The 18,082-nt window shown below is 77.2% G+C and carries 13 protein-coding genes; 10 read left to right on the plus strand and 3 right to left on the minus strand.

The window, feature by feature from the left end; translation table 11 throughout:
* The first annotated feature begins 1 nt into the window (after nucleotide 1).
* Together ACFU9A_RS10710 and ACFU9A_RS10715 are read left to right on the plus strand one after the other, a co-directional pair.
* Nucleotides 2–415: a hypothetical protein gene (locus ACFU9A_RS10710; RefSeq protein ID WP_430575197.1), complete on the plus strand. Its 414-nt coding sequence runs from the start codon at nucleotides 2–4 to the stop codon at nucleotides 413–415.
* 64 nt (nucleotides 416–479) lie between these two features.
* Nucleotides 480–3,296 carry a DNA translocase FtsK 4TM domain-containing protein gene (locus tag ACFU9A_RS10715; protein ID WP_430575198.1) on the plus strand — a complete coding sequence of 939 codons (2,817 nt, stop codon included), beginning with the start codon at nucleotides 480–482 and terminating at the stop codon, nucleotides 3,294–3,296.
* 59 nt (nucleotides 3,297–3,355) lie between these two features.
* Here ACFU9A_RS10715 and ACFU9A_RS10720 read toward each other — a convergent pair whose 3' ends face one another.
* Nucleotides 3,356–4,648 carry a CapA family protein gene (locus tag ACFU9A_RS10720; protein ID WP_430575199.1) on the minus strand — a complete coding sequence of 431 codons (1,293 nt, stop codon included), beginning with the start codon at nucleotides 4,646–4,648 and terminating at the stop codon, nucleotides 3,356–3,358.
* A gap of 97 nt (nucleotides 4,649–4,745) precedes the next feature.
* Between ACFU9A_RS10720 and pgsA the strand changes: the two genes are divergently transcribed.
* The 3 genes from pgsA to ACFU9A_RS10735 all read left to right on the plus strand — a co-directional run bounded on the left by pgsA (nucleotide 4,746) and on the right by ACFU9A_RS10735 (nucleotide 6,445).
* Entirely contained in the window at nucleotides 4,746–5,348 is a 603-nt protein-coding gene (pgsA, locus tag ACFU9A_RS10725) for a CDP-diacylglycerol--glycerol-3-phosphate 3-phosphatidyltransferase (RefSeq protein ID WP_430575200.1), read from the plus strand.
* Nucleotides 5,345–5,863 carry a CinA family protein gene (locus ACFU9A_RS10730; RefSeq protein ID WP_430575201.1) on the plus strand — a complete coding sequence of 173 codons (519 nt, stop codon included), beginning with the start codon at nucleotides 5,345–5,347 and terminating at the stop codon, nucleotides 5,861–5,863. The genes pgsA and ACFU9A_RS10730 overlap by 4 nt, the downstream gene beginning before the upstream one ends.
* Nucleotides 5,864–6,097: 234 nt before the next feature.
* Complete coding sequence (locus ACFU9A_RS10735) at nucleotides 6,098–6,445, plus strand: helix-turn-helix domain-containing protein (RefSeq protein ID WP_430575202.1); 348 nt, start codon at nucleotides 6,098–6,100, stop codon at nucleotides 6,443–6,445.
* Between the two features lie 79 nt (nucleotides 6,446–6,524).
* Here ACFU9A_RS10735 and ACFU9A_RS10740 read toward each other — a convergent pair whose 3' ends face one another.
* Together ACFU9A_RS10740 and ACFU9A_RS10745 are read right to left on the minus strand one after the other, a co-directional pair.
* Nucleotides 6,525–7,328, minus strand: coding sequence for a DNA-formamidopyrimidine glycosylase family protein (locus ACFU9A_RS10740; protein ID WP_430575203.1), 804 nt, complete (start codon nucleotides 7,326–7,328; stop codon nucleotides 6,525–6,527).
* Nucleotides 7,329–7,337: 9 nt separating this feature from the next.
* Nucleotides 7,338–12,425: a DEAD/DEAH box helicase gene (locus ACFU9A_RS10745; RefSeq protein WP_430575204.1), complete on the minus strand. Its 5,088-nt coding sequence runs from the start codon at nucleotides 12,423–12,425 to the stop codon at nucleotides 7,338–7,340.
* Between the two features lie 89 nt (nucleotides 12,426–12,514).
* On the opposite strand from ACFU9A_RS10745, the gene ACFU9A_RS10750 reads away from it, so the two are divergent.
* The 5 genes from ACFU9A_RS10750 to ACFU9A_RS10770 all read left to right on the plus strand — a co-directional run bounded on the left by ACFU9A_RS10750 (nucleotide 12,515) and on the right by ACFU9A_RS10770 (nucleotide 17,995).
* On the plus strand, nucleotides 12,515–12,748 hold the full coding sequence (locus ACFU9A_RS10750; RefSeq protein WP_430575205.1) for a DUF3046 domain-containing protein: 234 nt from the start codon (nucleotides 12,515–12,517) through the stop codon (nucleotides 12,746–12,748).
* 59 nt (nucleotides 12,749–12,807) lie between these two features.
* The gene (locus ACFU9A_RS10755; RefSeq protein WP_430575206.1) at nucleotides 12,808–14,952 is read left to right on the plus strand and encodes an alkaline phosphatase family protein; all 2,145 of its coding nucleotides are present in this window, start codon (nucleotides 12,808–12,810) and stop codon (nucleotides 14,950–14,952) included.
* The gene (locus ACFU9A_RS10760) at nucleotides 14,949–15,887 is read left to right on the plus strand and encodes an MBL fold metallo-hydrolase (protein ID WP_430575207.1); all 939 of its coding nucleotides are present in this window, start codon (nucleotides 14,949–14,951) and stop codon (nucleotides 15,885–15,887) included. The genes ACFU9A_RS10755 and ACFU9A_RS10760 overlap by 4 nt, the downstream gene beginning before the upstream one ends.
* A 157-nt stretch (nucleotides 15,888–16,044) precedes the next feature.
* Nucleotides 16,045–17,163, plus strand: coding sequence for a recombinase RecA (gene recA, locus ACFU9A_RS10765; protein ID WP_430575208.1), 1,119 nt, complete (start codon nucleotides 16,045–16,047; stop codon nucleotides 17,161–17,163).
* Between the two features lie 79 nt (nucleotides 17,164–17,242).
* Nucleotides 17,243–17,995 carry a regulatory protein RecX gene (locus ACFU9A_RS10770; protein ID WP_430575209.1) on the plus strand — a complete coding sequence of 251 codons (753 nt, stop codon included), beginning with the start codon at nucleotides 17,243–17,245 and terminating at the stop codon, nucleotides 17,993–17,995.
* The last annotated feature ends 87 nt before the right edge of the window (nucleotides 17,996–18,082 follow it).

Consider the following 18,082-nt stretch of genomic DNA (forward strand, 5'->3'; position numbering starts at 1 on the left):
CGTGCTCGAGCTCACCGACGCGACCCGCATCACCGCGGGCGTCGTGCTGCTGACCGTCGTCGGGATCGAGTCCGGCGGGTACTTCCTCGTGAAGGTCGTCACCGGGAGGGTGGCGGCCACACCGTTCCAGACCTCCTTCTTCCGTGCCGGGCACGCGCACGCCGGGGTGCTGGTGATCCTCGGGCTGGTCTGCCTCGTCCTGTCCGAGGCCACCGACCTCACCGGCGGCTGGCGGTGGCTCGCGGCCACCGGCGTGCTCGTCGCCGCGATCCTCATGCCCGCCGGGTTCTTCCTGTCCGCCGCCGGCGCCGGGCGCACCGCGCCCGGCCGGGCGGTCGTGCTGCTCCCCGCGGGGGCGGCGGTGCTGGCCGCCGGCGCGGTCACCCTGGCCGTGGGGCTCCTGGCCGCGGGCTGACCCGGCAACACGCGCCCGGGACCTGCGGCGTCGTGACCCCGCGCCCGGGTACCGTGGGAGCATCATGGCGACCCGGACACCCGCCCGCAGGATCACCGGGACTCCGCGGGGCACGGCGAGAACGGGGCGGACCGCATCCGTGGCCGCCCCCACCCGGCGCGCGCCCGCTCGCACCTCGTCGTCCGGCCGGTCCGGCAAGGGGTCGGGCAGGAGCTCCGGGAAGGGCACCGGCCGGGGGAGCGGGCGCCGCGCGCCGGCCCGACGGCCGGCGCGGTCGGGGCCGTCCTGGCCGGTCCGCGCCGTGCGCGGCCTGTACCTGGGCGTCGCGCACGGGGTCGGCAGCCTGACCCGCAGCATCACCAAGGGAGCAAGAGACCTGGAACCCGAGCACCGCCGAGACGGCGTCGCCTTCTTCCTCATCGCCCTCGCGCTGGTCGTGGCCGCGCGCGAGTGGTGGGGGATCTCCGGCACGTTCGGCACCGTCGTCCACGCCGTCGTCGCGGGCACCGTGGGCCTGGCCGGCGTGGCCGTGCCCGTGCTGCTGCTGTGGCTCGGCTTCCGCGTCATGCGCCACCCCGAACGCGCCCGGGCGAACTCCCGCGTCGCCATCGGCCTCACCTTCATCGTCGTCTCGGTGTGCGCCCTCGTCGCGATCGCCGAGGGCACCCCGGCGCCGGCGGACGGGTTCGCCGCGCTGCAGGACGGCGGCGGCATCATCGGCTACCTCGCGGCCACCCCCGTGGTGACCGGGCTGACCGAGTGGGTGGCCGTGCCGCTCTTCCTGCTGCTCGGCTTCTTCGGGCTCCTGGTGGTCACGGCCACGCCGGTGCACCGCATCCCCGACCGGCTGCGCGGCCTCTACGACCGGCTCACCGGGAACCACCACGACCCCGAGGGCCTCGACGAGGACGGGCTCCCGCTCGCCGACGGCGTCTCCCGGCACGACGGCTCCGACCCGGCCCCGCGCAAGAAGCGGACCCGCAAGACCAAGGCCCAGCGGGCCGCGGAGGCGGCCGAGGCCGACGGCCTCGACGAGTACGCCGGGGACGAGGCGTTCGAGAAGGCGGCGACCCTCGAGAAGGAGGCGGCCGCGGCGCGCGGGGCGAAGGCCGCGCGCGGGAAGGCCACCCAGCGCGTCGGCGCCGCCGCGACGGCCCCGGTCGAGTCGGTCTCCGCCGCGGCGGGCACCACGCCGGACGACCCCGCCGCACCGGCCCCGGCCGGCGACCTGCCGCCGATGGGGCGCGCGGAGCAGCCGATGCTCGACGGCGACACCGTCTACCTGCTGCCGAACGAGGACTCCCTCGTGGAGGGCGCGCCGCACAAGACCCGCTCCGCGGCGAACGACCGCGTCGTCGAGTCGCTGACGAAGGTCTTCGAGGACTTCGGGGTCGACGCGCAGGTCACGGGATTCACCCGTGGCCCCACCGTCACCCGGTACGAGATCGAGGTGGGCGCCAAGACCAAGGTGGAGCGCATCACGTCGCTCTCCAACAACATCGCGTACGCCGTCGCGAGCGCGGACGTGCGGATCCTCTCGCCGATCCCCGGCAAGTCCGCGATCGGCATCGAGATCCCCAACTCCGACCGCGAGACCGTGGTCCTCGGCGACGTGCTGCGGTCGTCGGCCGCGCGCCGCACCGAGCACCCGATGGTCATGGGCGTGGGCAAGGACGTCGAGGGCGGCTTCGTCGTCGCGAACCTCGCGAAGATGCCGCACATCCTCGTCGCCGGCGCCACCGGCGCGGGCAAGTCGAGCTTCATCAACTCGATGATCTCGTCGATCCTCATGCGCGCCACGCCCGAGCAGGTGCGGCTCATCCTGGTCGACCCGAAGCGCGTCGAGCTGACGATCTACGAGGGCATCCCGCACCTCATCACGCCCATCATCACCAGCCCCAAGAAGGCCGCCGAGGCGCTGGACTGGGTGGTGCGCGAGATGGACGCCCGCTACGACGACCTCGCGACGTTCGGGTACAAGCACGTCGACGACTTCAACGCCGCCGTGCGGGCGGGCAAGGTGAAGCCGCTGCCGGGCTCGGAGCGCAAGATCGCGCCGTACCCGTACCTGCTGGTCGTGGTCGACGAGCTCGCCGACCTCATGATGGTGGCGCCCCGCGACGTCGAGGCCTCGATCCAGCGCATCACGCAGCTGGCCCGCGCCGCGGGCATCCACCTCGTGCTCGCCACGCAGCGGCCGTCCGTGGACGTCGTCACCGGCCTCATCAAGGCGAACGTGCCGTCGCGCCTCGCGTTCGCGACGTCGTCGCTCGCCGACTCCCGCGTCGTGCTCGACCAGCCCGGCGCGGAGAAGCTCATCGGCCAGGGTGACGCGCTCTTCCTGCCGATGGGCGCGGCCAAGCCGATGCGTGTGCAGGGCGCCTGGGTCACCGAGTCCGAGGTGCACAGCGTCGTCGAGCACGTGAAGGCCCAGCTCAAGCCGATCTACCGCGAGGACGTCACCGCGCCGGCGGCGGCCAAGAAGCAGGTGGACGAGGACATCGGCGACGACCTCGACCTGCTGCTGCAGGCCACGGAGCTCGTCGTGACCACGCAGTTCGGCTCCACGTCGATGCTGCAGCGCAAGCTGCGGGTGGGGTTCGCGAAGGCGGGCCGGCTCATGGACCTGCTGGAGTCGCGGGAGATCGTCGGGCCGTCCGAGGGGTCCAAGGCGCGCGAGGTGCTCGTGACTCCGGACGACCTGCCGTCGGCGCTCGCGCTGATCCGCGGGGAGACGCCGCAGGCCTACGACCAGGACGCCGACGCGAGCGCGGACGCCCCGGCCGACCCGTACGCCGACGGCACGGACGGGCACGCCCCGCCCGTGGCGACCGACTACCACGACGACGCCGACACCGACCCGGAGCACGGCTGGCGCTGAGCCCTCGGCGCCGTGCCCTCGGCGCCGTGGTCGTCGCGCGGGGCCCGAGGGCGGCGAGGTCAGTCGTCCCGCCGCACGACCTCGGGCGGGGGCCCGGTCGTCACCGTCGGCTCGCGTCGCTCGCGCGCCACGTCGCCGACGGCCTCGCGGACCCGGTCCTCGCGGGCCCGGAGCTCGGCGGCGGAGAGCGTCGTGCTCCCGGGGTCGTCGAGGACGTCCGGCAGGGCGTGCACGCGGTGCCCGGCCGCGATGTCCACCGTGGTCCCCGTCCACCGCAGGCCCGTCACCCGCGTCGCCGCGTCGGGGGTCCGCTGCGTGAACGTCGCGGTGAGCAGGACGCCGTTGCTGGTGCGGGCGTCGCAGCAGTCGGCGCTCTGGTTGGACAGCAGGTTGCCCAGCCCGTAGGCCACCCACATGCCGCGGCCGCCGGGACCCTTGCCGACCCGGTCGATCCGCTGCGGCACGTGCGCGTGGTGCCCGATGACGAGGTCGACGGCCCGGGACCTGGCCAGCCGCCGCACGACCTCCTCCTGCTGCTCGGTGAGCACCTCCGTGTACTCGACGCCGGCGTGCAGGCTCACGACGACGACGTCGGCCCCGGCCTCGCGGGCAGCGCGCGCCTGGGCGATCAGGCGGTCGGCGTCGATGAGGTCCACCGCCCAGGGGGCGTCGGACGGCATCGCCAGGCCGTTCAGCCCGTAGGCCGCGGCCAGGTGGGCGACGGTGATCTCGCGGTCCTCGCGCCGGAGCACGTAGAGCTGCGGCGCGTCCTGCTCGGCTGCGCTGCGCGCCGTCCCGACGTGCCCCATGCCCGCGGCGTCCAGGCGGCGCAGCGTGGCCCGCACCCCGGCGTAGCCGCGGTCGACCGAGTGGTTCGACGCGGTCGAGCAGCCGTCCCACCCCTGCTCGTGCAGGTCGCGGACCAGCCCGGGCGGCGCGCCGAAGAGCGGGTACCCGCTCGGCGGGGTTCCCTTCGGCGCGACCGGGACCTCCAGGTGGCAGAGCGCGAGGTCGGCACCTTGGACCCAGGGGTCGACGCCCGCGAGAAGGGGCGTGAAGTCGGGATCGGCGTCGCCGCCCGCCGAGTCGACGACGGGGCCGTGCGGCAGCACGTCCCCCGCGGCGAGGAGCGTGAACGTGGCCGGCCCGGGCGTCGGGGACGGGGACGGCGCGGGCGTCGAGACCGCGGGCGTGCCGTCGCCCTGCGCGGCGGGGGCGTCACCCGGCCGGCCCCCCGGCAGGAGGCCGCCCAGGGCCAGGGCGGCGGCCACGCCGACGCCCGTACCCACGAGCGCAGCGAGGCCGGCCCGGCGTCGTCGCCGAGGTCCGTCGTCGGACACGTGGTGGGGCACGGCAGGAGGGTACTGCCGCCCACCGGACCTCTGCGCGCGCTGCGCGGTGGGCGGTCGGGGCGCGACCGCGGACCCCTCGCGCCGATAGGGTGTTCCGGTGGTCAACGAAGCGCCCTCGCCCTGGAACGTCGCCAACGCGGTGACCCTCGTGCGCATCGCGCTCGTTCCTGTCTTCGCCTGGACCCTCCTCATGGAGGGCGGCGACTCCGTCACCTGGCGCCTCGTCGCCACCGGCGTGTTCGTGCTGGCCGCCGTGAGCGACCGGGTGGACGGCTACCTCGCCCGGTCGCGCAACCTCGTCACGGACCTCGGCAAGCTGCTGGACCCGATCGCCGACAAGGCCCTCATCGGCACGGCCCTGATCCTGCTCTGCTGGCCGTTGGGCGAGCTGCCCTGGTGGGTGCCCACCGTCATCCTCGTGCGGGAGCTCGGCGTCACCGTGCTGCGGATGGTCGTGCTGCGGTACGCCGTGATGCCCGCGTCGCGCGGCGGCAAGCTCAAGACGGTGCTGCAGTCCGTGGCGATCACGCTCTTCCTGCTCCCGCTGGCGGCCCTGCCGAGCGCGGTGCTCGTCGTGGCCTGGGTCGTGCTGGGCCTGGCGATCGTCGTCACCGTCGTGACGGGGGTCGACTACTTCGTGCAGGGCTGGCGGCTGATGGCCGAGGGTCGCCGGCCCGCCGGACCGCGCCCCGCGGCATGACCGCGCCGCCCCCGGTCGGGGACCTCGCGCGCGCCGTGCTCGACGGCGCCCGGTCCCGCGGGTGGACGCTCGGCGCCGCGGAGTCGCTGACCGGCGGCCTCGTGGTCGCCGCGCTCGTCGACGTCCCCGGCGCGTCCGCCGTGGTGCGTGGCGCCGTCGTCGCGTACGCCACGGACGTCAAGGGCTCGGTGCTGGGCGTCGACGCGGCGCTGCTGGCGCGCCGGGGGCCGGTGGACCCGAGCGTGGCGGCGCAGATGGCGGCCGGGGTGCGCCGGGCGCTGGGGACCGACGTCGGGCTCGCCACGACGGGCGTCGCCGGCCCGGACCCGCAGGACGGGCACGCACCGGGGGAGGTATACGTCGCGGTGAGCACGCCCGCGGGGGACCGGGTCCGCCGGCTGGGCCTCCCGGGCGATCGACCGGCGGTGCGGGCCGCGGCCGTCCGGGCCGTGCTGGCCCTGGCCCTCGAGGCCGAGGAGGGCGGCGACGCACCCGCACCTGTGAAGGAGGCGTGACGAGCCTGTCGGGGCCCGGGAGCGCGGGAACAAGGCCCCGGGTGCGCGCGTTGCGCAGGTGTGATGAGTGACAGGGCACGAACCAGTCTCGATCCGCGCCACGCCAGGCCGGGCGGACCGCGCGCGCGGTACGGTAGTGCCACCCCTGCTGCCAGGGGAACGACAGGACGGACGAGGAACCCGGTCACGACCGGTCCGAACCCGGGACGATCGGCCACGGAGAGGGGGCGCGAGATGGTCGTACTGCGACGTGAGATCGGCGACGTGCTGCGTGATGCGCGGCAGCGCCAGGGGCGCACCCTGCGTGAGGTGTCTTCTGCCGCCAGGGTCTCGCTCGGCTACCTGAGCGAGGTGGAGCGCGGGCAGAAGGAGGCGTCGTCGGAGCTGCTGGCGTCGATCTGCGAGGCGCTCGACGTACCGATGTCCCTCGTGCTCCGTGAGGTGAGCGACCGCATCGCGGTGGCCGAGGGGCTGCACATCCCCGACACCATCCCGGCGGACGTCTTCGCCGGCATGCTCAGCCGCGGCGAGTCGCGCGACACCGACCAGGCGCTGCGAGGCGACCTCGCACCGGTCGGCTGACCCGCAGCCGCAAGGAACTCCACGGAGCCGGTCCCGCGAGCACGACTCGCGGGGCCGGCTCCTGCCGTGTCCGGCACCGTCAGGGCGGTGCCTGGCAGGTGGGGCACCAGTAGATCGCGCGCTCCCCGCCGTCCGGGCGGAGGCCGGGACCGGCCGTGCTGCCCAGCGCGACGGGGGTGCGGCAGCGGCGGCAGGGCGCGCGGTGGCGCCCGTGCACGGCCTGCTCGACGGCGCCGAGGCCCGCGCGGCGTCCCACCTCCACGCTGCGGGACATCAGGCGCCGGGCCGTGGCGAGCAGCTCCCGGCGGGCCGCGTCGTCCAGGTCGCCCACGGGGGTCCAGGGCCAGCGGCGGGTGGCGAACAGCGACTCCGCCGTCCAGATGGTGCCGATGCCGGCGACGGTGCGCTGGTCGAGCAGGGCGACGCACACCGGGCGGCGCGGGTCGGCCCCGAGCCGCCGGGCGCCCTCGTCGAGACGGTCCGGGAAGTCGTCGCCGAGGACGTCGGGCCCGAGGTGGCCGAGCAGGCGGGGCTCGTCGCGCGTGCGCAGCACGTCCAGCATGCCGAGCTGCAGGCCCAGGCAGGTCCAGGTGCTCGTGGCGAGCACGGCCCGCACCGCGGGGGAGCGGCCCGCCGCCTCCCGGGACCCCGTGCGGGCCACGCGCCACGACCCGTCCATGCGCAGGTGCGTGTGCAGCGTGCGTCCGTCGTCCGTGCGCAGCAGCAGGTGCTTGCCGTACGCGACCGACTCGCGCACCGTCGCGCCCACCAGGTCCACGCCCGCCGCCGACGGCCAGCGCAGGTCGGCGCGCACCAGCGGCGAGCCGCACAGCGCTGCCCCGAGCCGTTCGGCCGTGAGCCGCAGCACGTCTCCCTCGGGCACGGTCGCAGCCTAGGCCGGTCGCAGCCCGCGGGGCGTGACGCCGAAGCCGGAGTCCAGGAGGGCGGCCGCGGCCGGTGTGCGGTCGCGCGCGGCGGAGAGCGCGGGGACGCCGTCGACGCGCTGCACCGTCACGCGCCCGAGCCGGCCGGCGCGGGTCTCGGCGGCGAGCAGCCGCGCCGCCGCGGCCAGCCGCGCGCCGTCCCCCGCGTCGCCGCGCCCGAAGGAGAGCACCGTGCGCCCGCCCCGCTCGACGAACAGCACCAGCTCGCCGTCCACGAGCACCACGACGCCGCCCGCCTTGCGGCCCGGGCGGTGCGCGCCCGCGCCGTCGTCGCCGGCCGTGCTCCCGGTGCCCGAGGTGCCCGCCGCGCCGGCCCGGCCCGGAGGAACGGTGGCCCTGCCGGCGCGCGGCCACGCGACCGCGGCGCCGTACGGGTTCGCCGGGTCGGTGGCGGCCAGGAGCACCGCGCCCGGCGCGACGCCCGCGCCGGCCGCCGCGACGCCGCCCGCGCCCTCCACGAGCGCGTCGAGCGCGCGGTCCCGGTCCGCCGCGTCGGTGCGCAGCTGGTCGACCGCGCCGGGCAGCGCGAACTGCGACCCCCCGAGGCCCTCGACGAAGTAGCCGCGTCGCGCCGCGCCGCGCTCCTCGAGGCCGGTGAGCACCCGGTACACGTCCCGGAACCGTGACGTCACGCCCTCCGCGGGCGCGGCCGCGCGGGTCAGCACCCCGTGCCGCTCGAGCAGCACCTGCGTGAGCGCGTGCGCCCGGACGGTCGGGTCCTGCTCCACGGCGGGCAGCGCCGCCCAGCGCCCGCCGCCCGTGCGCGGCACGGCCGCGGCCGACGTGGGCCGGGCCAGGCCGAACCGGGACGGCCGCACCGGCCGGGCGCGGGCCGGCGCCGCGGGGGCCCGGTGGGCGCCGCCACCGCGCCGCGAGGAGCCGCCGAGGGACTCCCGCAGCGGGCCGAGGCGGTCGTTCGTGACCCATCCAGCCCACACCAGGTCCCAGAGCGCGTCGAGGGTGGCGCCCTGCCCGGCGTCCGCGAGCTCCGCGAGCCGCGGCAGGAAGTACCCGCCCGACCCGGTGAGGAGGTCGAGGACCGCGCGGTGCAGGTCGGTGTCGAGCGGCCCGCCCTCCTCGACCGCGTCGGGTTCGCGCAGGGTCAGGGGAGCGCCGTCGGCCAGGTGCAGGCTCACCATGCCGTCGCCGCCGCCCGAGCCGGGCAGCCGCCCGTGCCCGCACCACAGGACCTCGCCCGCCGTCGTGAGCTCGTCGAGGACGGCCGGGGAGTAGTCGGAGACCCGGGCGGGCAGCACGAGGGTCTCGAGCGCGGACGCCGGCACCGCCGCCCCGGAGAGCTGCTCCACGGCCCGCAGCACGCCGTCGGCCCCGCGCAGGGAGCCGCCGGCGGACCCGGCGCCGCCCACGCGCACGCCGATGCCGTGCCAGCGCGGCAGGAAGACGCCGAGCGACTCGGGCTCCACCGGCTCCACCTCGGCGCGGAGCGCGGCGAGGGACCGGCGCCGCAGCGTGCGCAGCACCTCCGGGTCGCACCACTCGTCGCCCGTCCCGCCCAGGGACGACGGGCGCAGCGCCCCGCGGGCGACCGCGCCCAGCGCCTCGAGCCGGGCCAGCACCTGGCCCACGACGGCGATCCCGAGGCCGTAGCGCCGGGCGACGTCCGCCGCGGGGAACGGCCCGTGCGTGCGGGCGTGCCGGCGCACGAGGTCGCCCAAGGGGTCGGCGACCGGTTCCGTGAACGTCTCCGGCACCCCCACCGGCAGCGCCACGCCGAGGGCGTCCCGCAGCCGGCCGGCGTCCTCGACGACCGCCCACTGCTCGGCGTCGTCGCCGCGCGCGCCGCCCCCGCCGAGGCGCACCCGGATCACCCGCCGCGACCGCTCGAGCTCGGCGAGCCAGCCGGCGACGTGGTCCCGGGACTCCTCGCGCGTGCGGGCCCGCAGGCCGGCGAGCGGGTGCGGCCCGGAGCGGCGCAGCACGTCCCACAGGCCCTCCGCGTCCCGGGCCTGCCGGTCGGGTGCGAGCGCCTGCAGCTCCGCCTCGGTCCGCTCCACCGCGCCCGGGTCCAGCAGGTCGGCGAGCGGGGTCGCGCCCTGCTCGCCGAGGAGCTCGGTGAGCAGGTCCGGGTCCAGGGACAGGGCGGCCGCGCGCCGCTCGGCCAGCGGGGCGTCGCCGTCGTACAGGAACTGCGCCGTGTAGCCGAACAGGAGCGCCTGCGCGAACGGCGACGGCGTGGAGGTGGTGACCTCCACCAGGCGCACCCGCCCCGCCTGCAGGTCGCCCATGAGCTCGGCGAGCGCGGCGACGTCGAAGTCGTCGCGCAGGCACTCGCGGGCGGCCTCGAGCATGATCGGGAAGTCCGGGAACTGCGACGCCACCTGCAGCAGCTGCGACGCCCGCTGCCGCTGCTGCCACAGCGGCTGGCGCCGGTCGGGCCGGCGGCGGGGCAGCAGCAGCGCCCGCGCGGCCGCCTCGCGGAAGCGGGCCGCGAACATCACGGAGCCGCCCAGCTCGTCGCGCACCGCGCCGAGCACCTCGTCCGGGTCCACCAGCAGGTCCTCCGTGGTGACGGCCGGCCCGTCCCCGCCCGCGCCGCCGTGCCCGCCGTGCCCGCCGTCCTGGCCGGGCGCGCCGTCCCAGCCCGGCCCGCCGAGATCCCACCCGGAGTCGCCGGCGTCCGGCAGGCGCAGCACGATGCCGTCGTCGGCGTGCATCGCGGCGACGTCGGTGCCGTACCGCGCCCGCAGCCGCGCGGCCACGACGAGCGCCCACGGCGCGTGCACCGGGGCGCCGAACGGCGAGTGGATGACGACCCGCCAGTCGCCGAGCTCGTCGCGGAACCGCTCGACGACGACCGTGCGGTCGTCCGGGAGCCGGCCGGTGGCGCGGCGCTGCTCGCCCAGGTACGACGCGAGGTTGTCGGCCGCCCACCTGTCCAGCCCGGCGTCCCGCAGGCCGGCGCGCCCGCGCGCCTCGTCGTCGGCCAGCAGCGCGTCCGTCTCGCGCACGAAGGCGCCCACGGCCCGCCCCAGCTCGGCGGGGCGGCCGGGGGAGTCGCCCTTCCAGAACGGCAGGCGCCCGGGGAGGCCCGGGGCCGGGGTGACGAGGACGCGGTCGGGCGTGATCTCCTCGATGCGCCAGGTCGACGAGCCGAGGGTGAAGGTGTCGCCGACGCGCGACTCGTAGACCATCTCCTCGTCCAGCTCGCCCACGCGCTTGCCGCCCCGCGGCCGGTCGCCGCCGGCCTCGGCGGGGGAGCCCGCGGCAGGCGGCTCCGTCGCCAGGTAGACGCCGTACAGGCCCCGGTCGGGGATGGTGCCGCCGCTGGTGGCCGCGAGCCGCAGCGCGCCGGGCCGGCCCGACAGGCGCCCCGACGCGCGGTCCCACACGATCCGGGCGCGCAGCTCCGCGAAGTCCTCGCTGGGGTAGCGGCCGGCGAGCATGTCCAGCACGGCGCGCCAGGTCGCGTCGCCGAGGGCGCGGAACGGATGGGCCCGGCGGAACGCGGCGAGCAGGTCGTCGGCCTGCCAGTCGTCGGTCGCGAGCGCCGCCACCACCTGCTGGGCGAGCACGTCCAGCGGGTTCGACGGCACGTGCAGGTGCTCGATCTCGCCCGCGCGCATCCGCTGCGCCACCACGGTGGCCGGCACGAGGTCGCCGCGGAACGTCGGGAACACCACGCCGTGCGACACGGCGCCGACCTGGTGACCCGCCCGGCCGATGCGCTGCAGGCCGCTCGCGACGGACGGCGGGGCCCCGACCTGCACCACGAGGTCGACCGCGCCCATGTCGATGCCGAGCTCGAGGGACGACGTCGCGACCACGGCCGGCAGCCGCCCGGCCTTGAGGTCCGACTCGGTGCGGGTGCGCTCGACGCGGCTCATCGACCCGTGGTGGGCCCGCGCGAGCACCTCGGCCCCGCCGCCCTCGGCGGGCGGCAGGCCGACGGCGGCGCCGGACTGCCCCTGCGTCAGCGCGGGCCACTGGGTGCCGGCCGCCGGCAGCTCGACGCCGGAGCGCTCCGCCCAGATCTCGTTCACGCGGGCGGTGAGCCGCTCGGCCCCGCGGCGGGAGTTGGTGAACACCAGCGTGGAGCGGTGCTCCGCGACGAGGTCCACGACCCGCTCCTCGACGTGCGGCCAGACCGACGCCCGGCGCAGCGGGGACGCGGCGTCGCCGCTGAGGTCGACCTCCTCGTCCCCGAGCCCGGGGGACGGTCCGGGCTGCGGGGCCGTGGACGCCGGGCCGGGCGCGGTCGGGTCGGGCACGGTCGACGCCGCGTCCAGGTCCGCCAGGTCGGGCACCGGCACGACGACCTCGATGTCCCACTTCTTGGTGGCCTCGGGCTGCACGACCACCACCTCGCGGCCGCCGTCGTCGGGCGTGCGGTGCCCGGCGAGGAACTCCGCGACCGTCTCGACGGGGCGGACCGTGGCCGACAGCCCGATGCGCTGCGCCGGCCGGTCGAGGAGCTCGTCGAGGCGCTCCAGGCTGAGCGCGAGGTGCGCCCCGCGCTTGGTGCCGGCGACGGCGTGGATCTCGTCGAGGACGACCGTCTGCACCCCCGCCAGACCGGCCCGCGCCTGGGAGGTGAGCACGAGGAAGAGGGACTCCGGGGTGGTGACCAGCACGTCCGGGGGCCGGGTGGCGAACGCCCGCCGCTCGGACGCGGGGGTGTCGCCGGTCCGGGCGCCGACGGTCACCTCCTCGACGGACAGCCCGTCGCGGGCGGCGGCCTGCCGGATCCCGGCGAGCGGGGAGCGCAGGTTGCGCTGCACGTCGGCGGCCAGCGCCTTGAGGGGGGAGACGTACAGCACCCGGCAGCGCCGCGCGCGCTCGGGCGGCGGCTCGGTCGTGAGGCGGTCGATGGCCCAGAGGAAGGCGGCGAGCGTCTTGCCGGACCCGGTCGGCGCGACGACCAGCGCGTGCCGGTCGGAGCTGATCGCGTCCCACGCCCCGGCCTGGGCCGCCGTCGGCGCCTCGAACGCGCCGGCGAACCACGCGCGCGTCGCGGGGCCGAACCGGGCGAGCACGTCGTCGGGGCTGCCGGGGACGGCGGACGGGGGGACGACCACCCCGCCATCCTGGCAGGGGGGACCGACAGCCCGCAGGGCGGGGCGGCCCCGGGGACCGGGCACCCCCGGACCCGTGCGAGGCTGGTGACGTGCGCTATCGCGAGTTCGCCCAACTGGTCGACGAGGTCTTCGGGCCGGCCTACGGGCGTGCCCTCGTCCGCGAGCAGGTGCTGCCGCGGCTCGACGGGCGCACCCCCGCGGAGGCGCTCGAGGCGGGCGTCGAGCCCCGCGACGTCTGGCACGCGCTCTGCGACGCGCTGGACGTGCCCGAGCCCCGGCGCTGGGGCCACGACGACCGCCGGCAGGCGCCGCCCCCGCGCTGACCGCGCCCCGGCCTGGCCGCGCCCGCGCCGACGTCCGCCGCGCGCGGCATCATGGCGCCATGCCCCGCGCCCGCCCCCCGCTCGTCACGGTGGCGGACGTCCGCGCCGCCCTCTGGTCGCTGGTCTCGACCGCCGCCGGGCTCGGCGTCGCGATCGCGCTGGTCGACGGGGTCCACGCCACCAACCCCTGGTCGGTGCTGCTGGCCGCGCTCGTGGTCGGCGTGGGCGACGCGCTGCTGCGCGCGCCCCTGCGCCGGCTCGCGCGGGCCGGGGGCGCCGTCGGGGCGCTGGTCCTCGGGCTGGGGGCGCAGGTCCTCGTGGTCTGGGCGGCGCTGACCTTCCTGCCCGGGATCACCAGCACCTCGTGGACGGCGGTGCTCGCCGTGCTGGTCGTCGCCGGGGTCGTGATGGCGTGCGGGCACTGGGTGCTCGGCGCGCGCGACAACGCCTACGTGGTGGGCGACCTGCTGCGCCGGGCCCGCCGGGCCGCAGGGCTCCCGCGGGCCGCCCTGCGCACCGCGGCCGGGCCGGACGGCGCGGGCGACGACGGCTCGGGGCCCGCGGCGGACGAGCGGCCCGCGGGCGTCCTCGTCGTCATGCTCGACGGCGTCGCCCGCCCGACGCTGGAGCACGCGCTGCAGGCGGGGCTGGCGCCCACGCTCGACCGGTGGCTCGGCTCGGGCTCGCACCGCCTCGAGTCCTGGTGGGCGCGGGTGCCGTGCACCACCCCGGCCAGCACTCTCGGCCTGCTGCACGGCACGACCGACGCGGTGCCGGCGTTCCGGTGGTGGTCGCGGCGGCTCGGGCGCATGGTCGTGACCAACCGCCCGGCGGACGCGGCCGCGGTGGAGCGCGGGGCGTCCGACGGCCGGGGCCTGCTGGCGGACGGCGGCGTGGCGGTGTCGACGATGTTCTCCGGGGACGCGCCGACCAGCCTGCTGGTGATGAGCCGCGCGTCCGAGGGGCTGGGTCCCGGCCAGCTGTTCGTCCGCTTCTTCGCCAGCCCGTTCGTCCTGGTGCGGGCCGTGGCGGGCACGGTCGGCGAGACGCTCAAGGAGCTGTACCAGGGGTGGCAGCAGGTGGTGCGCGGCGTGCGCCCCCGCGTCTCGCGGCGCGGCTGGTACCCGGTGCTGCGCGCCGTGACGAACGTGCTGCTGCGGGACCTCAACACCGCGCTCGTGGCCGAGCAGCTCGTGCGCGGGGCGCCCGTCGTGTGCGTCGACCTGGTCGACTACGACGAGATCGCGCACCACGCCGGGCCGCTGCGGCCGGAGGCGCTGCGCGCGCTGGAGGGCCTCGACCGGGTGCTCGGGCTGTGGGAGGAGATCGCCCGCGGCGCGCCGCGGCGCTACCGGGTGGTGGTGGTCTCGGACCACGGCCAGTCGCTCGGCGACACCTTCGAGCAGGTCGTCGGGCGCTCGTTCGGCGACGAGGTCCGGCGCCTGCTGCGCGAGCGGCCCCCGGCGCGCGACGTCGCGCCGCGCGGCGCGGCGTCGCGTCGCGGCCGGTCGGACGGCGAGGCCTGGGGCCCGGCGAACACGGCCCTCCACGCCCTGCGGCCGGGCCGCGCGGGCGAGGGCCGGGTCCTCGTCGGGCCGGACCGCGACGTCCCGCCGGGTCCCCCCGCGGAGGGGGCGTCCGCGACGCCGCCCGCCGCGCAGCCCGAGGTGGCGGTCATCGGCTCGGGCAACCTCGGGATGGTCTGGTTCTGCCGGGAGCCCCGCCGCCTGGGCGCCGCCGAGGTCGCCCTGCGGTGGCCGGCCCTGGTGCCGGGGCTGCTCGCGAGCCCGGCGGTGGGCCTCGTCGTCGTGCACGACGACGAGGGGCCGGTCGCGCACGGGCCGGGCGGCACGCACCACCTGGCGTCGGGCCTCGTGTCGGGCCGCGACCCGCTCGCGGGGTACGGCTCGCGGGCGCGGGCGGACCTGGTGCGCGTCGCGGGGCTCGAGGACGCGGGCGACCTGGTGGTGGTCTCGGCGGTCGGTCCCCTGGGGCGCGTGCACGCGCTCGAGGAGCTGGTGGGCTCCCACGGCGGGCTCGGCGGCGCGCAGTGCGAGGCGCTCCTGCTGTACCCCGACGACCTCGTGGTGCCGGACGACGAGCGCGACGACGTCGACGGCACGCGCATGCTGGTGGGCGCCGAGGCGGTGCACCGCCGGCTCGTCGGCTGGCTGGCGCAGCTCGGCCTGCGGGAGGGCGCATGAGTCCCGCCCCTGGGACCGGCCCCGGCCCTGGCCTCGGCCCCGCCCCAGCGCTGCGCGTGACGTGGCTCGGCCACTCGACCGCCGTGCTGGACCTGACCGGCCCGGACGGCCGCACGACGCGGCTCGTGACCGACCCGCTGCTGCGCCGGCACGCCGGGGTGCTGCGGCGCCGGGGCGACCGGCCCGCGGCCGACGCGTGGCGCGGCGCGGACGCGGCGCTCCTGTCGCACCTGCACCACGACCACGCCGAGCTGGGCTCGCTGCGCCTGCTCGGCGACGTGCCGGTCCTCACCGCGCCGGCGAACGCCCGGTGGCTGCGCGGCAAGGGCCTGCGGGGCGTCGGGCTCGAGCCGCCCGCCGGCTCGCTCGGTCGCACCGGGCCGGGCGGGCGCCCCGCGCAGGAGGGCGTGGCGCACGGCGGCGCCTGGTACGAGGTGGGCGGCGCGCGGGTGCGGCTGGTCACCGCGGTGCACGGCGACCGGCCCATGCCGCACCGCCCCAACGCGGCGACGGGCCACCTGGTGCGCGCCGGCGGGGACGGGGGCGGCGCCCCCACGGTCTGGGCCGTCGGCGACACGGAGCACTTCCCCGGCATCGGCCGGGTGCGGGAGCTGGCCGGCGGCCGCGTCGACGTGGCCCTGGTGCCGGTCTCGGGGTGGGGTCCGCGCCTGTCGGGCGGACACCTGGGGCCGGGCGGCGCGGCGGAGGTGTGCGCCCGGGTGCGGCCGCGGGTGGCGATCCCGGTGCACTGGGGCACCCTGCACGTGCCCGGCGGGGAGCACCTGCCGCGAGGGTGGATGGACCACGCCGGGGAGGCCTTCGCGGCGGCCGTCCGCCGGGTCGCGCCCGAGGTGCGGGCGGTGGTCCTGCGGCCGGGGGAGTCGTGGCGCGACACGCCGGACGGCGAGGGGCTCGTCGAACACGTGTTCGGGTAGAGTCTGTCCCCAGGAGGTCCTCGAACGTCGTCGTCCACACCCGCGACGGGCCGCCCCGACCGTGTCGGTGGCCCCGCGTACGGTCGGCAACAACATGAGCACGCAGCCACGAACGCCGGCGCGCAGCCGCCGCGCCCAGAACGCAAAGGTGACCGACATGCCCGCAACGGCAGACCGCGAGAAGGCACTCGAGGCCGCGCTCGCCCAGATCGACCGCAGCTTCGGCAAGGGCTCGGTCATGCGCCTCGGCGACGAGGGTCGTGCACCCGTCGAGGTCATCCCCACCGGCTCGATCGCGCTCGACATCGCGCTCGGCATCGGCGGCCTCCCGCGCGGCCGCGTCGTGGAGATCTACGGCCCGGAGTCCTCCGGCAAGACGACGGTGGCGCTGCACGCGGTCGCCAGCGCCCAGCGGGCCGGTGGCATCGCGGCGTTCGTCGACGCGGAGCACGCCCTGGACCCGGAGTACGCCAAGAAGCTCGGCGTCGACACCGACGCTCTGCTGGTCTCGCAGCCGGACACGGGCGAGCAGGCGCTGGAGATCACCGACATGCTGATCCGCTCCGGCGCGCTGGACATCATCGTCATCGACTCCGTCGCGGCCCTCGTGCCCAAGGCCGAGATCGAGGGCGAGATGGGCGACAGCCACGTGGGCCTGCAGGCGCGGCTGATGTCGCAGGCGCTGCGCAAGATCACCGGCGCGCTGAGCGCGTCGGGCACCACGGCGATCTTCATCAACCAGCTCCGCGAGAAGATCGGCGTGTTCTTCGGCTCCCCGGAGACCACCACCGGTGGCAAGGCGCTGAAGTTCTACGCCTCGGTGCGCATGGACATCCGCCGCATCGAGACCCTCAAGGAGGGCACGGACGCGGTCGGTAACCGGACCCGTGTCAAGGTGGTCAAGAACAAGATGGCGCCGCCGTTCAAGCAGGCGGAGTTCGACATCCTGTACGGCGTGGGCATCTCCCGCGAGGGTGGCCTGATCGACATGGGCGTGGAGCACGGCTTCGTGCGCAAGTCCGGCTCGTGGTTCACCTACGAGGGCGACCAGCTCGGCCAGGGCAAGGAGAACGCCCGGGCGTTCCTGCGGGACAACCCCGACCTGGCGAACGAGATCGAGAAGCGGGTCAAGGAGAAGCTGGGCGTCGGCGCGAAGCTCGACGCCCCCGCGGAGGACGCGGGTGACCCGGCCGCAGGCGTCGGCTCGGCGACCGGGCTGGCGGTCGACCCGGTGCCGGTCAAGGCCGGCGCCAAGGGCAAGAAGGCGCCGTTCTGATCCGCGCGGTCACCGGCGTGTGCGGCGCCGCCCTCCGGCGGCGTCGCGCAGGATGGCGTGTCGCGCCCAGGAGGCTCGCGTGACCACGGATGCCCTGGGCGGTCGCGGCGTGGGGAAGCGTCGCGGCCGCCGGCAGGGCGCGCGCCCGCAGGGCTGGGGCGGTGCCCGCGAGGACGGGGCCGGCCTCGCCGAGGACGGGGCCGGTGATGCAGGCCTCGCGGCCGCCGGAGAGACCGAGGACGACCCGTCGGGCGGCCGGCGCCGGTCGGGGACCCGACAGCCGCGGCGCACCGTGGCGGAGCGGCTGGAGTCGGGCGACCTGAGCCTCGAGGACGCCGCGGAGAAGGCCCGCGAGACGCTGCTGCGGATCCTCACCGCCGCACCCAAGAGCCGCGCGGAGCTCGAGCAGTCGCTCGCGCGCAAGGGGTACCCGGAGGCGGTCGTCGCCCCCGTGCTCGACCGGTTCGACGAGGTCGGCCTGGTGGACGACGCGGCCTACGCGGACATGCTCGTGCGCACCCGGCACGCGGAGCGCGGGCTGTCGCGCCGCGCCCTCGCGATGGAGCTCCGGCGGCGGGGGATCGACGAGGAGACCGCCGCGGACGCGCTCGAGCAGGTGGACGGCGACGACGAGCACGAGGCCGCGCTCGCCCTCGCCCGCAAGCACGTGGCGCGCACCCGCGGGCTCGACCGTGACGTGCGCGTGCGGCGCGCCGTCGGCGCCCTGGGGCGCAAGGGGTACGCGCCCGGGGTCTCGTTCGGCGTGGTGCGCGACGCCCTCTCCGAGGAGGGCGCGGACGACGCCGACGACTACCCCGGCGGGTTCGACTGACCCGGCTCACCGGCTCGACTGACCGGCTCGTCTGACCGGTCGGCCCTGGGACCCCACAGGGGCTGAGCGGTCGCGGCCCACCGGTCA

Source organism: Isoptericola sp. NPDC057653, assembly GCF_042799955.1.
Classification (GTDB): Bacteria; Actinomycetota; Actinomycetes; order Actinomycetales; family Cellulomonadaceae; genus Isoptericola.